Origin of the sequence: Akkermansia biwaensis, assembly GCF_026072915.1 — a bacterium.
Classification (GTDB): Bacteria; Verrucomicrobiota; Verrucomicrobiia; order Verrucomicrobiales; family Akkermansiaceae; genus Akkermansia; species Akkermansia biwaensis.
Genome location: NZ_AP025943.1, coordinates 2,428,057 through 2,443,593, shown reverse-complemented (window position 1 = coordinate 2,443,593; position 15,537 = coordinate 2,428,057). Strand labels below are relative to the sequence as shown.

14 protein-coding genes and 1 pseudogene are annotated in these 15,537 nt (G+C 59.7%); 4 read left to right on the top strand and 11 right to left on the bottom strand.

Annotation, left to right across the window (positions count from 1 at the left end; all coding sequences use genetic code 11):
• The first annotated feature begins 105 nt into the window (after positions 1–105).
• Positions 106–1,563: a cardiolipin synthase gene (gene cls, locus OQH67_RS10070; protein ID WP_215458850.1), complete on the top strand. Its 1,458-nt coding sequence runs from the start codon at positions 106–108 to the stop codon at positions 1,561–1,563.
• 120 nt (positions 1,564–1,683) lie between these two features.
• Positions 1,684–3,195: a pyruvate carboxylase subunit B gene (locus OQH67_RS10065; protein ID WP_215434740.1), complete on the top strand. Its 1,512-nt coding sequence runs from the start codon at positions 1,684–1,686 to the stop codon at positions 3,193–3,195.
• Positions 3,196–3,740: 545 nt separating this feature from the next.
• Here OQH67_RS10065 and OQH67_RS10060 read toward each other — a convergent pair.
• From OQH67_RS10060 to OQH67_RS10040, 6 genes and pseudogenes are all read right to left on the bottom strand, one after another.
• A complete protein-coding gene (locus tag OQH67_RS10060; protein WP_215434741.1) occupies positions 3,741–5,021 on the bottom strand; it encodes an MFS transporter in 1,281 nt (426 codons plus the stop codon).
• A gap of 36 nt (positions 5,022–5,057) precedes the next feature.
• Positions 5,058–5,687 (bottom strand): bifunctional 4-hydroxy-2-oxoglutarate aldolase/2-dehydro-3-deoxy-phosphogluconate aldolase, encoded by a 630-nt coding sequence (gene eda, locus OQH67_RS10055; protein ID WP_067572555.1) that lies wholly within the window; start codon positions 5,685–5,687, stop codon positions 5,058–5,060.
• Positions 5,688–5,690: 3 nt separating this feature from the next.
• On the bottom strand, positions 5,691–7,088 hold the full coding sequence (uxaC, locus tag OQH67_RS10050; protein ID WP_215434744.1) for a glucuronate isomerase: 1,398 nt from the start codon (positions 7,086–7,088) through the stop codon (positions 5,691–5,693).
• Between the two features lie 20 nt (positions 7,089–7,108).
• Positions 7,109–7,951 (bottom strand): SDR family oxidoreductase, encoded by an 843-nt coding sequence (locus OQH67_RS13150; protein WP_343195912.1) that lies wholly within the window; start codon positions 7,949–7,951, stop codon positions 7,109–7,111.
• Positions 7,940–9,109 (bottom strand): annotated as a pseudogene (gene uxuA / locus OQH67_RS13145) (mannonate dehydratase); the annotation flags it as partial. The pseudogene uxuA and the gene OQH67_RS13150, both read right to left, overlap by 12 nt.
• Positions 9,110–9,127: 18 nt before the next feature.
• Entirely contained in the window at positions 9,128–10,222 is a 1,095-nt protein-coding gene (locus OQH67_RS10040; protein ID WP_067572549.1) for a sugar kinase, read from the bottom strand.
• A 303-nt stretch (positions 10,223–10,525) separates the two neighbouring features.
• On the opposite strand from OQH67_RS10040, the gene OQH67_RS10035 reads away from it, so the two are divergent.
• A complete protein-coding gene (locus tag OQH67_RS10035; protein WP_215434748.1) occupies positions 10,526–11,140 on the top strand; it encodes a hypothetical protein in 615 nt (204 codons plus the stop codon).
• 31 nt (positions 11,141–11,171) lie between these two features.
• Here the strand turns inward: OQH67_RS10035 and OQH67_RS10030 are convergent, their stop codons facing one another.
• From OQH67_RS10030 to OQH67_RS10020, 3 genes are all read right to left on the bottom strand, one after another.
• Entirely contained in the window at positions 11,172–12,548 is a 1,377-nt protein-coding gene (locus OQH67_RS10030) for an MATE family efflux transporter (RefSeq protein ID WP_215434750.1), read from the bottom strand.
• A 142-nt stretch (positions 12,549–12,690) separates the two neighbouring features.
• The gene (locus tag OQH67_RS10025) at positions 12,691–13,767 is read right to left on the bottom strand and encodes an Mrp/NBP35 family ATP-binding protein (RefSeq protein ID WP_215434752.1); all 1,077 of its coding nucleotides are present in this window, start codon (positions 13,765–13,767) and stop codon (positions 12,691–12,693) included.
• 247 nt (positions 13,768–14,014) lie between these two features.
• Positions 14,015–14,305 (bottom strand): RNA-binding protein, encoded by a 291-nt coding sequence (locus tag OQH67_RS10020; RefSeq protein ID WP_251828153.1) that lies wholly within the window; start codon positions 14,303–14,305, stop codon positions 14,015–14,017.
• A gap of 225 nt (positions 14,306–14,530) precedes the next feature.
• Between OQH67_RS10020 and OQH67_RS10015 the strand changes: the two genes are divergently transcribed.
• A complete protein-coding gene (locus tag OQH67_RS10015; RefSeq protein WP_215434753.1) occupies positions 14,531–14,704 on the top strand; it encodes a hypothetical protein in 174 nt (57 codons plus the stop codon).
• A gap of 75 nt (positions 14,705–14,779) precedes the next feature.
• Here the strand turns inward: OQH67_RS10015 and OQH67_RS10010 are convergent, their stop codons facing one another.
• Complete coding sequence (locus OQH67_RS10010; RefSeq protein WP_215434755.1) at positions 14,780–15,235, bottom strand: hypothetical protein; 456 nt, start codon at positions 15,233–15,235, stop codon at positions 14,780–14,782.
• A gap of 15 nt (positions 15,236–15,250) precedes the next feature.
• Positions 15,251–15,523, bottom strand: coding sequence for a hypothetical protein (locus tag OQH67_RS10005; RefSeq protein WP_215720032.1), 273 nt, complete (start codon positions 15,521–15,523; stop codon positions 15,251–15,253).
• Positions 15,524–15,537 lie beyond the last annotated feature (14 nt).

Genomic DNA, 15,537 nt, shown 5'->3' with positions numbered 1-15,537 from the left:
ATAATACGAGCATGCGTCACTTTAGTACCATCTCCAGCACCAAAAGCCAGCCTTTTCACTATTCCCCGCCCCTGTATTTTTTCCGTTACGCGTTCCATGATTTCCATGCTCATACCTGACGAGCCATATTTGGGATTCGCCGCCCTGTGCCACATAGCCGGGGCATTCTGCCTGATTCCGGCCCTGCTCCATACGCGCACGCCCCAGGGCACCATCGCGTGGCTGATTTCCCTGCTGGCCTTCCCTTACATCGCCGTGCCCTTTTACCTGATTCTGGGGCGGCGCACCTTCAGCGGCTACGTGGAGACGCGACGCAGGCAAACGGATTCCGAGTCCCCGTGGGGGGAGCTGACGGACAAGATCACGAACTGCATGAAGCCGTACGCCATCCGCTCCGCGGACACGGCGGGGGAGATCATGCAGACGCTGGGGGACATCGTGCGGCTGCCCGTGTGCAGGGGCAATTCCTGCCAGCTCCTGATCGACGCGGACAACGCCTTTCCCCGCATTTACGACGCCATCAAGAAGGCGGAGCGTTACATCCTGATCGAGTTTTTCATCATCAAGAACGATTCCGTGGGCCGGAACCTGAAAAACCTGCTGATTGAGCGGGCGCGGGAGGGCATCCACATTTATATGCTGTATGATGAAATAGGCTCCCACAAACTGCCGCCCGGCTATATTTCCGCCCTGCGAAAGGAGGGAGTGAAGATTGAGCCGTTCAACGGAAAGCGCCACTTCCTGAGCAACGTCCTGCGCCTGAATTTCCGTAACCACCGGAAGCTGGTGGTCGTGGACGGCTCCACCGCCTTCATCGGGGGCATGAACATTGGCCGGGAGTATCTGGGAAAGGGGGCGCTGGGGTATTGGAGAGACACGTTCATCCAGCTTCACGGCCCCTCTGTCCAGCAGACCCAGATCAGCTTCCTGGAAGACTGGAACTGGGCCACCATGTCGAAATCCACCCCGTCCACCTTCCCCCGCCTGTGCTGGGATATCACACCCCAGCCGGAGGATAAAACCGTGCTGGTGCTGCCCTCCGGCCCGGCGGACGTGATTCCCGCGTGGAAGACCACCATCATCGCCCTGGCGAACCGGGCCACGCACCGCCTGTGGATTTCCACGCCCTATTTCGTGCCGGACGAAGGCGTGATGTCCGCCCTCCAGGCGGCCGCCCTGCGGAATGTGGACGTGCGCATCCTGCGCCCGGAACGGGCGGACCACATTCTGGTGAAGCTTTCCTCCTTCACCTTCCTGCGGGACCTGGATACCTACGGCATCCAGCTTTGGGCTTACAAAAAGGGCTTCCTGCACCAGAAGGTGATCCTGATGGACGACGATATCGCCACCGTGGGAACGGCCAACCTGGACAACCGCTCCCTGGCCCTGAACTTCGAGCTCACCGCCATTGTCCGCGATCCCGGCGTGTGTGCGGAGGTACAGGCCATGCTGGAAAAAGACTTTTACTCGTCCGTCCGGGAATCCCTGGAGGACTACAACAAAAAATCGCTGGGATTCAAAATGCTATGCAACCTTGCCAGGTTGATGGCTCCCGTACAATAACTGAATTTTATTGGAATCATTCTAAATTTTACTCTTGTAAGCTTGACCTCCTCAAACTCGTGTGAGACAATTCTTTTCAAGAAGCCACCCCCTTCAATTTTTAACGATCGTTAAATAAATATGAATCCTGTTACATTCAACTGTACCGTTCTGCGCGACGGCCACCAGTCCCTGGCAGCCACCCGCATGAAGACGGCAGACATGCTGCCCATCGCCCCCATCCTTGATTCCATGGGCTTCAGCGCCCTGGAGACCTGGGGCGGAGCCACCATCGACGCCGGCCTTCGCTTCCTGAAGGAATGGCCGTTCGACCGTCTGGACGCCCTGAAGAAGGCCGCCCCCAAAACGCCCCACATGATGCTTCTGCGCGGCCAGAACATTGTGGGCTACACCAATTACGCGGATGACGTGGTGGAAGCCTTCGTGGCCATGAGCGCCAAGCACGGCATGAATATTTTCCGCATTTTCGACTGCGTGAACGACCCGCGCAACATGGAAACCTCCATCCGCGCCGCCAAGAAGGCCGGAGCCCAGGCCCACGGCACCATCTGCTACACGACTTCCCCCGTGCATACCACGCAAAGCTTTGTGGACATGGGCCGCGAACTGGCGGACATGGGCGCGGACGCCATCGTCATCAAGGACATGGCCGGCCTCATCCCTCCCTACGTGACGCATGAACTGGTCAGCGCTCTGAAGAAGGACCTGAATATTCCCGTCTGGATTCACACGCACGATACCGCCGGACTCGGCGCCTCCACCTATCTCAGCGCGATCGACGCCGGGGTGGACGCCTGCGACGTATCCATCTCCCCCTTCGCCAACGGCACGGGACAGCCGGACTGCCTGCGCATGCTCGCCCTGCTCAACGGCAATTCCCGCAAGCCGGATTACGATACGGACAAGCTCATTGAGGTGTCTGAAATGCTCAAGCCCATTTACGACGAACTGGGCAAATTCACCTCCCACCGCAACGAGGTGGTGGATTCCGACACGCTGCGCTACCAGGTTCCCGGCGGCATGCTTTCCAACTTCCGCACCCAGCTCAAGGAACAGGGCATGGAAGACAAGTTTGAAGAAGTGTTTGCGGAAATCCCCGTGGTCCGCAAGGCCCTGGGCTGGATTCCGCTGGTGACGCCCACCTCCCAGATCGTGGGCGTGCAGTCCATGCTGAACGTCAAGTTCGGCCGCTGGAAGAACATCACGCCCCAGGCGGCGGACATCGCCCTGGGTTATTATGGCCGCACCCCCGCCCCCGTGGATCCGGAAGTGCAGAAACTCTGCGCGGAAAAGATGGGCAAGGAACCGATCACCTGCCGCCCGGCGGACCTGATCAAGCCCGACATGGAAAACCTGCGCAGGAAGCTTGCGGAAAAGGGCCTGCCCACGGACGACGAGCATTGCGTGATTTACGCCATGTTCCCCCAGCAGGTGGAAGACTTCTACAAGAAGCCCGAACCGCAGCCGGAGGCCCCCGCCCAGGTGAACGCCGCCCCCGCTGCTGCCGCACCGTCCATGACGGTCATTGACAACGGCATCACCGCCCAGGTGAGCGGCCCCTCCGGCTCCCGCGACCTGACCATCGTCATCAACGGCCAGGCCCACTCCGTGAAAGTGGAGCGCGTCGGTTAAGGACGGACGAATACTTTATTAATCCATTCACAGGCTGTTCCGGAAATCCGGAACAGCCTGTTTTTTAAACTTCTTTTCCGGCAAAATCTCCCCGCGCTCCGGAGGAAACATCCAGGAATGCGGCCCCCTCGATCACCGGGGAATTCCGGTTATAAAAAACACGGCAGAAATGCCCATTCCCGTGAATGGCTATTCCAACAAGGGGGAAAGAGAAACTCCCGGCTTTTCCGGTTAAAAACCTCCCCAGTCCAAGAGGATTTTTTTCTCCGAGCAATACTTTCAACATGCCGGGAGGGATTTTTTCCTCCCTCACATGTTCTTTGAAGGTAAAAGACCGGGAATCAGCACCATTCCCGGCGGCGGCCCGCCTCCGGAGAAGCTCCGTCGTGCTTCACATGGCATGTACTCCAGCGTCCCTGCCCGCAAGGAGCGGAGTAAAATGACGACGGCGTGCGGGATTTTCTTCCCGCACGCCGCCACCAGGCCGGACCTTCCCACGAGCAAGCCGCACCCGTGGGAAGGTCCGGAGAAAAATGTCCGGAAGCTCAGCTTTCCCTGGACTCCACCATGTTGATTTTGGGAACGATCAGGCTGAAGATGATGAAGGCGGCCAGATAGGCGCATCCGCAGACGACGAAGATGATGTCATAGCCGTGGGAAGGATTGCCCAGCGCTACGAAGTGGGACAGCGTAAAGCCCACGGCTGTCTGGAACAGCACGCTGCCGATCTGCCCGGCCATGCCGGAAAGGCCGGTGATGGACGCCACGTCCGACTTGGGGAACATGTCGGACCCCAGGGTATACACGCTGGCGGACCACGCCTGGTGGGCGCCTCCCGCCAGTCCGAGCACGGCTACGATGGTCCACATATCGAAGTACTGGACAAAGATGACCGGAAGCACGCAGCAGGCAAAGATGAGCATGGAGATTTTCCTGACCTTGTTCAGGCTCCATCCGAGCCCCGCCAGGTACTTGGTCAGGGAGCCGCCGATGATGCTGAGGACGGTCACCAGCGCGTAAATGACGATCAGCGGCAGGGCGGATTCCTTGATGTTGTAGCCGAAGTGCTTGTTGAAGAAGTCGGGCAGCCAGAAGAGGAAGAACCACCAGATGGGGTCCGTCAGGAAGCGGACGATGATGAGGCTCCATGCCTGCCTGTAGGTGAGAAGTTTTCTCCAGGGGATGGATTCCCTGGCCTCTTCCTTTTCCGCCCGCGCCAGTGCGGAGGATTCCTCCGCCAGTTTCACGCGCGGTTCCTTCGGCATCCGGAGCCAGAAGGCCACCCAGATGAAGCCCAGCACGCCGGCCGCGATGAACGCGGACTGCCAGCCCCAAGCGGCGGCGATGAACGGGATGGTGGCCGGAGCCACCAGGGCGCCCACGTTCGCGCCGGAGTTGAACAGGGTGGTGGCGAATACGCGCTCCCCGGAGGTAAACCAGTTGGTCACCGTCTTGATGCTGGCGGGGAAGTTGCCGCCTTCACCCAGCCCCAGAATGATGCGGCTGAGGCCCATGGATTTGACGCCCACGGCAAAGGCATGGGAGATGGCCCCCACACTCCACCAGATGATGGAGATGGCAAAGCCCATGCGGGCTCCGTACTTGTCGATAATCCAGCCGAACATGGTCAGGCCGATGGCGTAGGAGGCCTGGAAAATGGACATGATCATGCCGTATTGGGCGTCTGTCCATCCCAGCTCGACGTCCAGGATGGGCTTCAGGATGGAGAGTATCTGGCGGTCCAGGTAATTGATCGTCGTAGCTGCAAAGAGCATGAAAAGGATCATCCACCGGAAGGAGTCCTGCCTGGGTTGTTCTTGAATCATAAGCGGGGGTTTGTTTGGATTAAGGCTGTTTTCCGCCTACAGGGCCCGGAGGGCTTCCCGGGTTCTGCGGCCTATTTCCTCCCATTCGGAGGACTGGATCAGGGACGGCTCGCAAATCCAGGAACCGCCGCAGGCGGCCACTTCCGGAATTTCAAGCCAGGAGCCGATGTTGCCGGCATGAATGCCGCCCGTGGGCATGATGCGCACGCCCGTGTGCCGGAAGGCTCCCAGCAGGGATTTGAGCATCTTGACGCCTCCCGCAGCTTCCGCCGGGAAGAATTTCTGGAACAGGCACCCCAGGGATAGGGCCTGGCTCATTTCCGAAGCCGTAGAGACGCCCGGAACGAAGGGAAAGCCCAGAGCGGAGGCGGCTTTCACCACCAGGGGATCAAAACCGGGAGCCACGCCGAAGGAGGCCCCGGCATGGCGCGCCTGCTCCACCTGTTCCGGCGTCAGAAGCGTGCCCGCCCCCACCAGCATGTCCGGCACCTCGCGGGAGATGCGGGCGATGGCTTCCGCGGCGGCAGCCGTACGGAACGTGATTTCCATGCAGCCGCAGCCGTTGTCCATCAGGGCCCTGGCGAGGGGAACGGCTTTTTCCGCATCGTTGATGACAACGACGGGAACGAGCCTGATGGCGGACAGTTTTTCCAATAATGTGTTCATGGTCTAAAAGTTGAAGTATTGTTTGGCGTTGTTGTAGGAGATGTCAGCCGCCATGGAGCCGACCATGTCCATGTCGTCCGGGACCAGGCCCTGGGCCATGTCCCTGCCCAGCATGCGGCACAAAATGCGGCGGAAGTATTCATGCCGCGTGTAGCTGAGCAGGCTGCGGCTGTCCGTCAGCATTCCCACGAAGCGGGAGAGCATGCCGAGCTGGCTGAGGGTCTCCAGATGGCGGGTCATGCCGTCCATCTGGTCCAGGAACCACCAGGCGGCGCCGTACTGCATTTTGCCGGCCGTGACTCCGTCCTGAAAACTGCCGCAGAGCACGGCCATGGCGGCATTGTCCCGCGGATTCAGGTTGTACAGGATGGTGCTCGGCAGCGTTCCCTTCTGCGCGGAGCGGTCCAGCAGACGGCCCAGAGGAGCAATGTACGTGAAGTCCGCAATGGCGTCAAAGCCCGTGTCCGGCCCCAGATCCCGCAGGGCCGCCCCGTTGGGGTTGCGCAAGGCGCCCACATGGAGCTGGCGGACCCAGCCCGCGGCCGCGTCAAGTCCGGCAAGAAAATCCATCAGGTAGTTGGAAAACCTGACGGCATCCCGTCCCGCCACTTCCCCGCCCTGCCGGGCGGCGGCAAAGAGTGCGGCGGCCTCCTCTTCGGACAGGCTTTCATCGTCGAACGCTTCCAGGGAGTGGTCCGACAGCTTGCAGCCGTTCCGCGCAAACCAGGCGTGCCGGGAGGCAAGGGCTTTTTGGAATGCGGCCAGATCACGGATTTCCATGCCGGAAGCCCGTTCCAGACGGTCCACCCATTCCATCCATGCCCTGCCCTGATGGATGGCGCGCGCCTTGTCCGGCCTGAAGGTGGGGAGCAACTTCACGGAATCTCCGGAAGCGGCGTGCCGCCGGTGGGCGGCCAGGTCGTCGCAGGGATCGTCCGTCGTACAGACGGCTTCCACGTTCATCTTTTTCAGAATGTCCAGGGCTCCCATGGAGCCGGACTGGAGCATGGCGGAGGTCTTTTCCCAGATATCTCCGGCGGTATCCGGACCGAAGAGGGTTCCGGTGATTCCGAAGGGCCTCCGGAGTTCCAGATGCGTCCAGTGGTACAGGGGGTTGCGAAGCAGCCGGGGCACGGTGGCGGCCCAGGCGTCGTATTTTTCCCGGTCCGGAGCGTCTCCGGAGCACAGGCGCTCCGGAATGCCGTTGGTCCTCATGGCGCGCCACTTGTAATGGTCACCGTCCAGCCAGAGCTGGGCGATGTTGGAGAACTGGCGGTTGTCCGCGATGGCGGCGGCGTCCAGGTGGGAGTGGTAGTCAATGATCGGCTGGTGTTCGGCGTAGTCATGGAAGAGCGTCTTCGCCTGGGGAGTGTCCAGCAGAAAGTCGTCGTCGATAAACATGGGAGGGAGGAGTTTGATGGTTACACTCCGGAATAGGCCAGGAAACCGCCGTCCACGGGGATGATGGTCCCCGTCACGAAGGAGGCGGAAGGAGACACCAGGAATTGCAGGGCTCCGCAGAGGTCGCCGGGCTCGCCGAAGCGGTGCATGGGCGTCTTGGCAAGCACCTTGCGCCCGCGCGGCGTAGGCGTTTCCCCGTCCTTTTCCATCATCAGGAAGCGGTTCTGATCCGTAATGAAGAAGCCGGGAGCGATGGCGTTGACGCGCACACCCAGAGGAGCCAGGTGTGTGGCCAGCCATTTGGTGAAGTTGTCCACGGCGGCTTTTGCTGCCCCGTAGGCCCCGACTTTGGTCAGGGGCAGGAATGCGGCCATGGAGGAGATGTTGACAATGCAGCCGCTGGAAGCGGCCAGCAGTTTTCCGAAGACCTGAGAGGGAAGAATGGTGCCGATCATGTTGAGGCGGTTGACGTACTCAAAACCCTGCATGTCCATGCCGAAGAAGCCCTGCTCCACCGGGGTGTCCGGCATGCACTGCTCCGCGGGGGTGGTCCCGCGCGGATCGTTGCCTCCGGCCCCGTTCACCAGGATGTCCAGCCGTCCCCAGGTGTTTTCCAGCAGGGTGGCGGCTTCCTCCAACTGCGCCTTGTCCAGCACGTCCGCCGCGATGACGAGGGTCCGGGTGAGCCCTTCCTCAGCCAGCTTCCGCTGAAGTTCTTCCAGCTTGGAACGGGTGCGGCCCAGCAGGGCCACCCTGGCCCCGGCCTTCAGCAGGTCGCGGGCCATGACGGAGCAGAGAACCCCGGCGGCCCCGGTGACCAGGGCGTTTTTCCCGACCAGCGGGCGGAAGGATTGCAGGCCCATGGCCAATCCGCGGAGTTCCGCCAGGCCGATGACGCGGCCGCCGTAGGAATACCCGGCGTAACATTTCTTTTCCAGGTCGATGTCCATCAGCTTGCCGTGATCCGGGCGCACGGGAATGCGCCAGTTTTCCAGGCCTTCCGCCTTCCGGCGGTTTTCCTCGTTGATGAGGCACTGCATGGCGTAGGCCATGTCCGTGTGCCCGCAGAGGTGGGAGTCGGATTCCCGGAAGCTTTCATGGTCCGCATCAAACACCGTGTTGCGGAAGTGGGCGAAGTAAACGCGGTCCGCAAATTCCTCCATCAGCAGGTGCGGGGAGTTGGAATACAGGCCGCCCAGGGAACCGGTGCAGAGCGTGAACCCGCAGTGCATGGCGGGCACTTCCCGGATCATCCGGCGCATGTCCTCCTCATCACTCATGATGCGGGGCAGCCCGAAGATGGGCCGGGGCGGATCGTCCGGATGGATGGCCATGCGGATGCCCGTTTCCTCGCAGACGGGCATGATCTCGTTGAGAAAGTCGTACAGGTTTTGCCGCAGGCGGGCGTCGTCGATGCCCTCATAGCGTTTGAGCATGTCCTTGAACTGCTCCGGCGTCAGGTCGTCCACCGTGCCGGGAAGCCCCAGCAGGATGGAATCCGCCAGCGCACGGCGGCCCTCCCCGTCCAGGGACTGGAAGAGGCTGCGCGCCCGGTCCAGGGTCTCCGGGGAATAGTCCCCTTCCGCCCCGGGGCGCTCCAAAATGAACAGGTCGAAGGCAGCCACACGGGCGGAATCATATTTCAGCACGCTGCTGCCGTCTTCCATCGGAAAAGCCAGATCGGAGCGCGTCCAGTCCAGAACGGGCATGAAGTTGTAGCAGACCACCTTCACCCCGGCCCCGGCGAGGTTGCGGAGGCTCTGCTTGTACACTTCCAGGTAATGCTTCCAGTTTCCGGAACGCGTCTTGATATCCTCATGGACGGCGATGCTTTCCGCCACCACCCAGTTCATGCCCTGCTCCTCGATCATCCGGCCCCGTTCCGCCACGGCTTCTTCCGTCCAGAGGTCTCCGCACTTCACTTCATGCAGGGCCGTCACGATTCCGGAAGCGCCCGCCTGGCGGATGTCCCTCAGCGTAATCGGGTCCCCCGGACCGTACCATCTCCAGCTTTCAATCATAACAGGATAAGATAAAGGTTAGCGGTCCACGCGGGCGGTGCCGCCCTTCATGACTTTTTCCACTTCCGCCAGGGAGGCCGTGGAGGTATCCCCCGGAGTGGTCATGGCCAGCGCGCCGTGGGCGCAGCCGCAGTTCACGGCGTACTGGGGGCCCTTCCCGCTCATCAGCCCGTAAATCAGGCCGGAGGCGAAGGAATCTCCGCCGCCCACGCGGTCCAGGATTTCCAGATTCGGGAAGGAAATGGAATCATAAAACTCCCCGTCGCAGTACAGCATGGCCGCCCAGTCGTTGAAGGTGGCCGTGCGGGCCACGCGCAATGTCGTGGCGGCGGCCTTGAAGCCGAATTCCGCCACTGCGCGGCGGATCATCTGCCGGTAGGAACCCTGGTCGATATGGGAGAAGTCCTCCGTGGCCCCTTCGATGGAAAGGCCCAGGGACGCCTGGAAGTCCTCCTCATTGCCGATCATGACGTCCACAAAGGGAGCGATGGCTCGGTTTACCTCCTGGGCGCGCTTCTGGCCGCCGATGCTCTTCCACAGGGAGGGGCGGTAGTTCAGGTCATAGGAAACGACCGTGCCGTGCTTGCGGGCGGCCTGGACGGCTTCCAGCACCACGTCGCTCGTCGTTTCGGAAAGTCCCGCATAAATGCCGCCGGTATGGAACCAGCGCACGCCGTCCCTGCCGAACAGGGCGTCCCAGTCCACGTCGCCGGGCTTCATCTGGCAGGCGGCGCTCAGTCCGCGGTCGGAACAGCCCACGGCGGCGCGCACGCCATAGCCGCGTTCCGTGAAATTCAGGCCCACGCGGCAGTCGCGGCCGATGCCGTCAAAGGGGGCCCATTTCACGTAATCCAGGTCCAGTCCGCCCTGAAGCATGCAGTCCTCCAGAAGCCGCCCTACGGGATTGTCGCAGATGGCGGTGACGATGGCGCCCCTCATCCTGAAACAGCGCCTCAGCCCGCGGGCCACGTTGTATTCCCCGCCGCCTTCGCAGACACGGAAGGAACGCGTGGTATGAATGCGGCCTTCGCCGGGGTCCAGCCTCAGCATCACTTCGCCAAGGGATGCAATATCCCAGCGGCACTCCTGCTCAGATTTAATAGATAATGACATGTGAAAATCTTAATCGTACAGGGCTTCCAAATTACAGCGAATCATGAGCCTTCACAAGATAAAAGGAGAAAAAAGGCCAGATATTCATAATTCTTTCTCATTCAATATCTTTTAAAAACAATAACATCATCTTTACATCATGGAAGGGGATAGAGCTTGTATTACTCCAGTTCAGAAAAAGACCCCTTGAAACGGAAAGTTTCCCGCCGCCCGCCATCCCCAAGTCAGGCATAAGCCATGCGCCGCCCCCGCACCTGCCCTCCGCAACATTGACACTCATTGTTTTCCGGCTATAAATCAGGCATGCACGGAGGATGCCCCGACCATATCCCCACTGCGGAAGAACTCCTGGCGCGCAAGCTCAAGCCCGGGGAACGGATTCTATGGAAAAGCCGTCCCGCAGAACGGTACTGGACTTTTCCCGTCGCCAGGCGAATGTTCTTCGGCACCATTCTTCTGGTCTATCCCTGGTGCTTTATTCTGGCAGTCTGGAGAGACGCGGGCCATTTTTGGGAAGGGGAGCTTCCCGGTTCCCTGCTTTATTTTTCCCTCGCAGGGGTTATCGCCGGCGGCATTCCGGCCATGCTGGCCCTGGCCGGCGGCGTGAGGTTGCTTTCCGCTCCCTGGCGGGAACGGACAAGCCGGCGCAACAGCCTTTATGCGCTGACGGACCGCCGCCTAATTGCCATTACCGGAGAAGCAGCCCTGTTTTTCAAAGGATGCAGCATTTATACCCGTTCCTTCCACAAACTCAGAAACGTGCGGCTGCATCCGGCCAGGAACGGCGCCGGAGACATTATTCTGGAATATGGCGGGAAGAAAAAAGTTATACTCAGGGAAGCGGCTCGCCCGCAGGAAGCCGTGGATATCCTGAAACGGCTCGGACAGAAACAATCCTCTGCGGAACAGGAAAAATAAACATCCCTGGACGCCCGCGCCGGGGGGAGGATTACTCCCCGCCCCGCCGCATCAGGACAAATTCGCGCCGCGTGGTGCGCACCACGCGCCACAGCAGCAGTACGGCCGCCACGGTAAGGCCGACGATGAACCCTATCCAGACGCCCCGCGCGCCCATGGCCGGGACAATCCAGTCGGTCCGGGCAAGAATGTAGCACACGGGGAATCCCACCATCCAGTACGACACGAAGGTGATGATGGAAATGGAAGCGGTATCCCGGAATCCCCTCAGCACCCCGACGGAAAGCACCTGGAGGCAGTCCGGGAGCTGGTAGGCGGCCGCCAGGATCAGCAGGACGGAGGCCGTGCTGACAATCAGTTCCGAATCGTTATACAAGTGCACGATCTGTTCGCGGAAAAGGATGATGCCGCCTATCGTGCACAGGCAGATGCTGAGTACCAGCACATAGGCAGAGAGAATGGCGGACCTGGTCCCGGCCACATTCTTTTTGCCGTGATGGTAGGCCACGCGGATGGAAGCCGCCAGACCCACAGACAGGGGCAGCATAAAAACCAGGCCGCCCACGTTCCCGGCTATCTGGTGGCTGGCTACCTGTGTCTTGCCCAGGGGAGCCAGCACCAGCGCGGCGGCGCAGAAAAGCATCACCTCGCACAGCTGGGAAATGCCGATCGGCACGCCCAGCCGCACCAGATGCGTAATGACGGAAGGCGTGGGACGCCGCCAGGAAACGATGTGCCTGCGGTACGGGCGGTGCTTGGGGTTGAAATACACCAGCAGGAACATCAGCAGGAATTCAATGTAGAAGATAACGGCGGTGGCCGCGCCGCAGCCCGCGCCACCCATGCGGGGGAATCCGTACATGCCGAAGACGAACATGTAGTTCAGCGGAATGTTGAGCAGCAGGCCGCATATCCCCACGTACATGGCGGGCCGGGTCATGTTGGAGCCTTCGTTCAGGCTCTTGAGGGCCACGAATCCCAGGTTGGCGGGCAGTCCCCACATGATGGCGAACATGTAGGCGGAGGCCATCTCACACATGGCGGCGTCATCCGATATCCAGCCGAACACGTTCCTCAGGGCATAAATGACCGGCATGGAAACCAGGCTGAGCATCAGCGCCAGCCACAGGCCGTGGTTGGTCATGTAGCCCACGCGGCTTTCATGGCTCTTGCCGCGCATGTTGGCGATCACGGGGCCGATGATCATCAGCACGCCGCAGGCGAAGAGGGTCACGGGCAAATATACGGAAGACCCGAGCGCCACGGCGGCCATGTCCGTCACGCCTGCGCCCCCGGCGACAATGGCGTCCACCGCCCCCATGCCCACAATGGAGAGGTTCACCACCAGCACCGGAAAGGCCAGGGGGATCAACTTCTTCATCTCCTTCAAATTCCACGTCTTATTCATTGCTTTCTTTCCTTCCATGCATTCCTCCTTCAAGGAGCCGGAACATGCCGGCAAACAAGCCGGACCGGAGCGGCAGGCTCCAACCCGGCTTTACGGTCAAAGGGCGTCAACCGGACCGGGGCCTCCTGCCCCGTCCGGGCATTCAGCAGTCAAGCACCATGCGGGCGCATTGTTCAGCCACCTGGCGGAACGCGGCGGAAACCGGGTTCTGCCCAGGGTCTTCCAGGGCTACGGGGCGGCCTTCGTCCCCGCCGGAGCGGGTGGCGATGTCCAGCGGAATCTTGCCCAGCAGCGGCACGCCCAGTTTGGCCGCTTCCCGCTCGCCGCCGCCTTCGCCGAAGATGTGGTAAATCTTGCCGTCAGACGGGCACTGGAAATAACTCATGTTTTCAATCACGCCCAGAATGGGGGTCTTCACCCGTTCAAAAAGGCCGATCGCCTTGCGGGCATCAATCAACGCCACCTCCTGCGGAGTGGTCACCACCACCACGCCGTCCAGCTCCGCCGTCTGGACAATCGTGAGCTGAATGTCTCCCGTGCCGGGCGGCAGGTCCAGAATCAGGAAATCCACGTCCCCCCACACCACGTTGCGCAGGAACTGCTGGACGTAGCGCGTCGCCAGGGGGCCGCGCACCGCAACGGGGTCCGATTCATTGATCAGCAGCCCCATGGAAAGAAGCTTCACGCCATGGGCCGTTACCGGAAGAAACTCGTCATTCTCATTGGCTCCGGGCCGTTCCTTGGTGCCGAACATCAGGGACATGGAGGGGCCGTAAATATCCAGGTCCACCAGGCCCACGGAATAACCCAGCTTGCTCAGCGCCACCGCCAGGTTCGCGGAAACGGTGGATTTGCCCACGCCGCCCTTGCCGGAAGCGACGGCGATCACGTGTTTGGCGCCGGGAACGGAGGATTTCCAGGTAGAGGGGTCGTCATTGATTCCCTTCTTGGCTTCCGGAGCCTTGTGTTCGATATTCACGTCGCAATGCTTCACGCCGGGCAAATGCTTCATCACGCCGTGGACGCCTTCAAAAATGTAACGGGGAATATCCGCATTCTTGCTCTCAATCACCAAATCAATCGTGACGTTGTTTTCAGCGTCAATATCAATCTTCTTCACTAATCCGAAGGATACGATGTCGCGGCTGAATCCGGGAAATTTAACCGTGGTCAGCGCGGCCCGTATCAGCTCCGGAGTCAATTCCTGTTGTGTCGTCATCTGTCTGAAATATGGAGGGTTGCCATCAACAATCCGCCCCCGCGCGTCCGGAACGCGGAAGGATCCGGAGTGCAGAAAAAAGGGGACGGAAAAACCGGGAAACAAAAGTACTCCCTTTTCTACTTTTGACAACGCCTAATTCAGACAGAACGACATTTTGCCTGCCGGATTCCCAGTCATCCGGATACCGCAAAAAAGCGGGGCAGCCACAACCCCGCCATCATTAAAAAAGAAAGAACAGGGGGATTTATTCCCCCTGCTGCTTCAGCGTTTCCCGGATATCCTGGAGAGCGGAGATGAAATCGTCCAGGATTTCCGCGGGCACCATGATCCGGTCCCGGTTGGAACTCACCTTTTCCGTAATACGCACCACTTTACCGCGCGCATTCTGTTTGAGATCAAGAAAGAACGTCTTGCGTTCCGCAATAATCTTTTCTGTGCAAATAATATCGTCCTCCACGGCTGTAATCTTCCTCCGGTTGAATGAGGATTTCAGGATAAAACTTCCCTGCCGTCGGGTCAATGTTTTATTTGCCATGGAATTCCCGGATTCCCTTTTACACCGCATTTTTATTTTTCTCTTCCATTCCCAATGTTTCCTTATTGCTCCTCTCTTTCAGAGCTTCAAAACCCGACAGGGAAGTGATTGAAAAAAGAGCCAAGAAATCTTTTCTTTTTAGAAGTAACGTAATAGGCGTGTTTACTTGGGTAGTTTTTGTCTTCAGGGTGGTGGCAACTATTAAACAATTCTCAATTTAATACCATGAACAACTCTTTTAATATCAATGCCATGAATACCGCCTACCCCTTCATTCCCATGTACCCCAACGGACAGCCTCAGGGAGACTTTTACGTCAACGGCCTCACCGCTCCCGTTCTTATTCCCAAACGCCAGGCTTCCGACACCACACGACACGAATGGTTTGGGTACTTTTAAGTCACCACCCCTAAAACCTGCTTTCTCTCCCTCCATGCCCATTCCTCCCTCTCCCTTTCCATCCCTGCCAAGGAGTTAACACTGGCCACGGAGCCCGGCTCTTTCACTCCCCTCTACCGCCAGATCCATTTTGACCAAGGATACTACTGGTGCCGTATCGTCCACGAGTACCAGCCTTCCCAGGACGCCCAGCAGGAGTTCTGCATTGCCTTGGTAAGCGACAAGGAAGGTGAGCCCGATCTGGACTACTACCTGCTGGCAGACACCCCTCCGGCCGACAAGGAGGGAGAAGCCGTGCTGACCCTGGTCAACCTCTACCAGGAGGTGGAAGAAGGCAACTCGTCGAGCAGCTCGGCAGGGGGGGAAATTCCTTTGAGTTTGATCCCAAGTCCAGCAGCAGTTCCAGCTCATCCTCGTCCAGCAGTTCTTCTTCCAGCAGCTCTTCGTCTTCTTCCAGCTCCCAGCCGAGTTCTTCGGCGCCAGAGCCTCCGGATTCTTCCAGCAGCGCTCCCCCTTCCTCGTCCAGCTCATCTTCTTCCAGCAGTTTTAGCTCATCGTCTTCCTCCAGCAGCTGGTCGTCTTCCAGTTTCCACAGCAGTTCTTTGGTTCCCGAGCCTCCGGATTCTTCCAGCAGCGCTCCCTCTTCCTCGTCCAGCTCCAGTTCCTCTTCTTCCAGCAGCTCCAGCTCATCGTCTTCTTCCAGCAGTTCGTCATCCAGCAGCAGTAGTAGTTCCAGTTCTTCCTCGTCGAGTTCCTCCAGCAGCTCCAGCTCTTCTTCCAGCAGCAGCTCCTCTTCGTCCAGTTCTTCGAGCTCTTCAAGTTCCAGCTCCAGC

Coding starts and splice junctions, on each gene's coding strand:
- OQH67_RS10060 (WP_215434741.1), bottom strand. CDS start 5,021: ATGATTCAAGAACAACCCAGGCAGGACTCCTTCCGGTGGATGATCCTT.
- eda (WP_067572555.1), bottom strand. CDS start 5,687: ATGAACACATTATTGGAAAAACTGTCCGCCATCAGGCTCGTTCCCGTC.
- OQH67_RS10035 (WP_215434748.1), top strand. CDS start 10,526: ATGCACGGAGGATGCCCCGACCATATCCCCACTGCGGAAGAACTCCTG.
- uxaC (WP_215434744.1), bottom strand. CDS start 7,088: ATGTTTATCGACGACGACTTTCTGCTGGACACTCCCCAGGCGAAGACG.
- OQH67_RS10025 (WP_215434752.1), bottom strand. CDS start 13,767: ATGACGACACAACAGGAATTGACTCCGGAGCTGATACGGGCCGCGCTG.
- OQH67_RS10030 (WP_215434750.1), bottom strand. CDS start 12,548: ATGAATAAGACGTGGAATTTGAAGGAGATGAAGAAGTTGATCCCCCTG.
- OQH67_RS10010 (WP_215434755.1), bottom strand. CDS start 15,235: ATGAGCTGGACGAGGAAGGGGGAGCGCTGCTGGAAGAATCCGGAGGCT.
- OQH67_RS10040 (WP_067572549.1), bottom strand. CDS start 10,222: ATGTCATTATCTATTAAATCTGAGCAGGAGTGCCGCTGGGATATTGCA.
- OQH67_RS10015 (WP_215434753.1), top strand. CDS start 14,531: ATGAACAACTCTTTTAATATCAATGCCATGAATACCGCCTACCCCTTC.
- OQH67_RS10065 (WP_215434740.1), top strand. CDS start 1,684: ATGAATCCTGTTACATTCAACTGTACCGTTCTGCGCGACGGCCACCAG.
- cls (WP_215458850.1), top strand. CDS start 106: ATGCTCATACCTGACGAGCCATATTTGGGATTCGCCGCCCTGTGCCAC.
- OQH67_RS10020 (WP_251828153.1), bottom strand. CDS start 14,305: ATGGCAAATAAAACATTGACCCGACGGCAGGGAAGTTTTATCCTGAAA.
- OQH67_RS13150 (WP_343195912.1), bottom strand. CDS start 7,951: ATGGGCCTGCAATCCTTCCGCCCGCTGGTCGGGAAAAACGCCCTGGTC.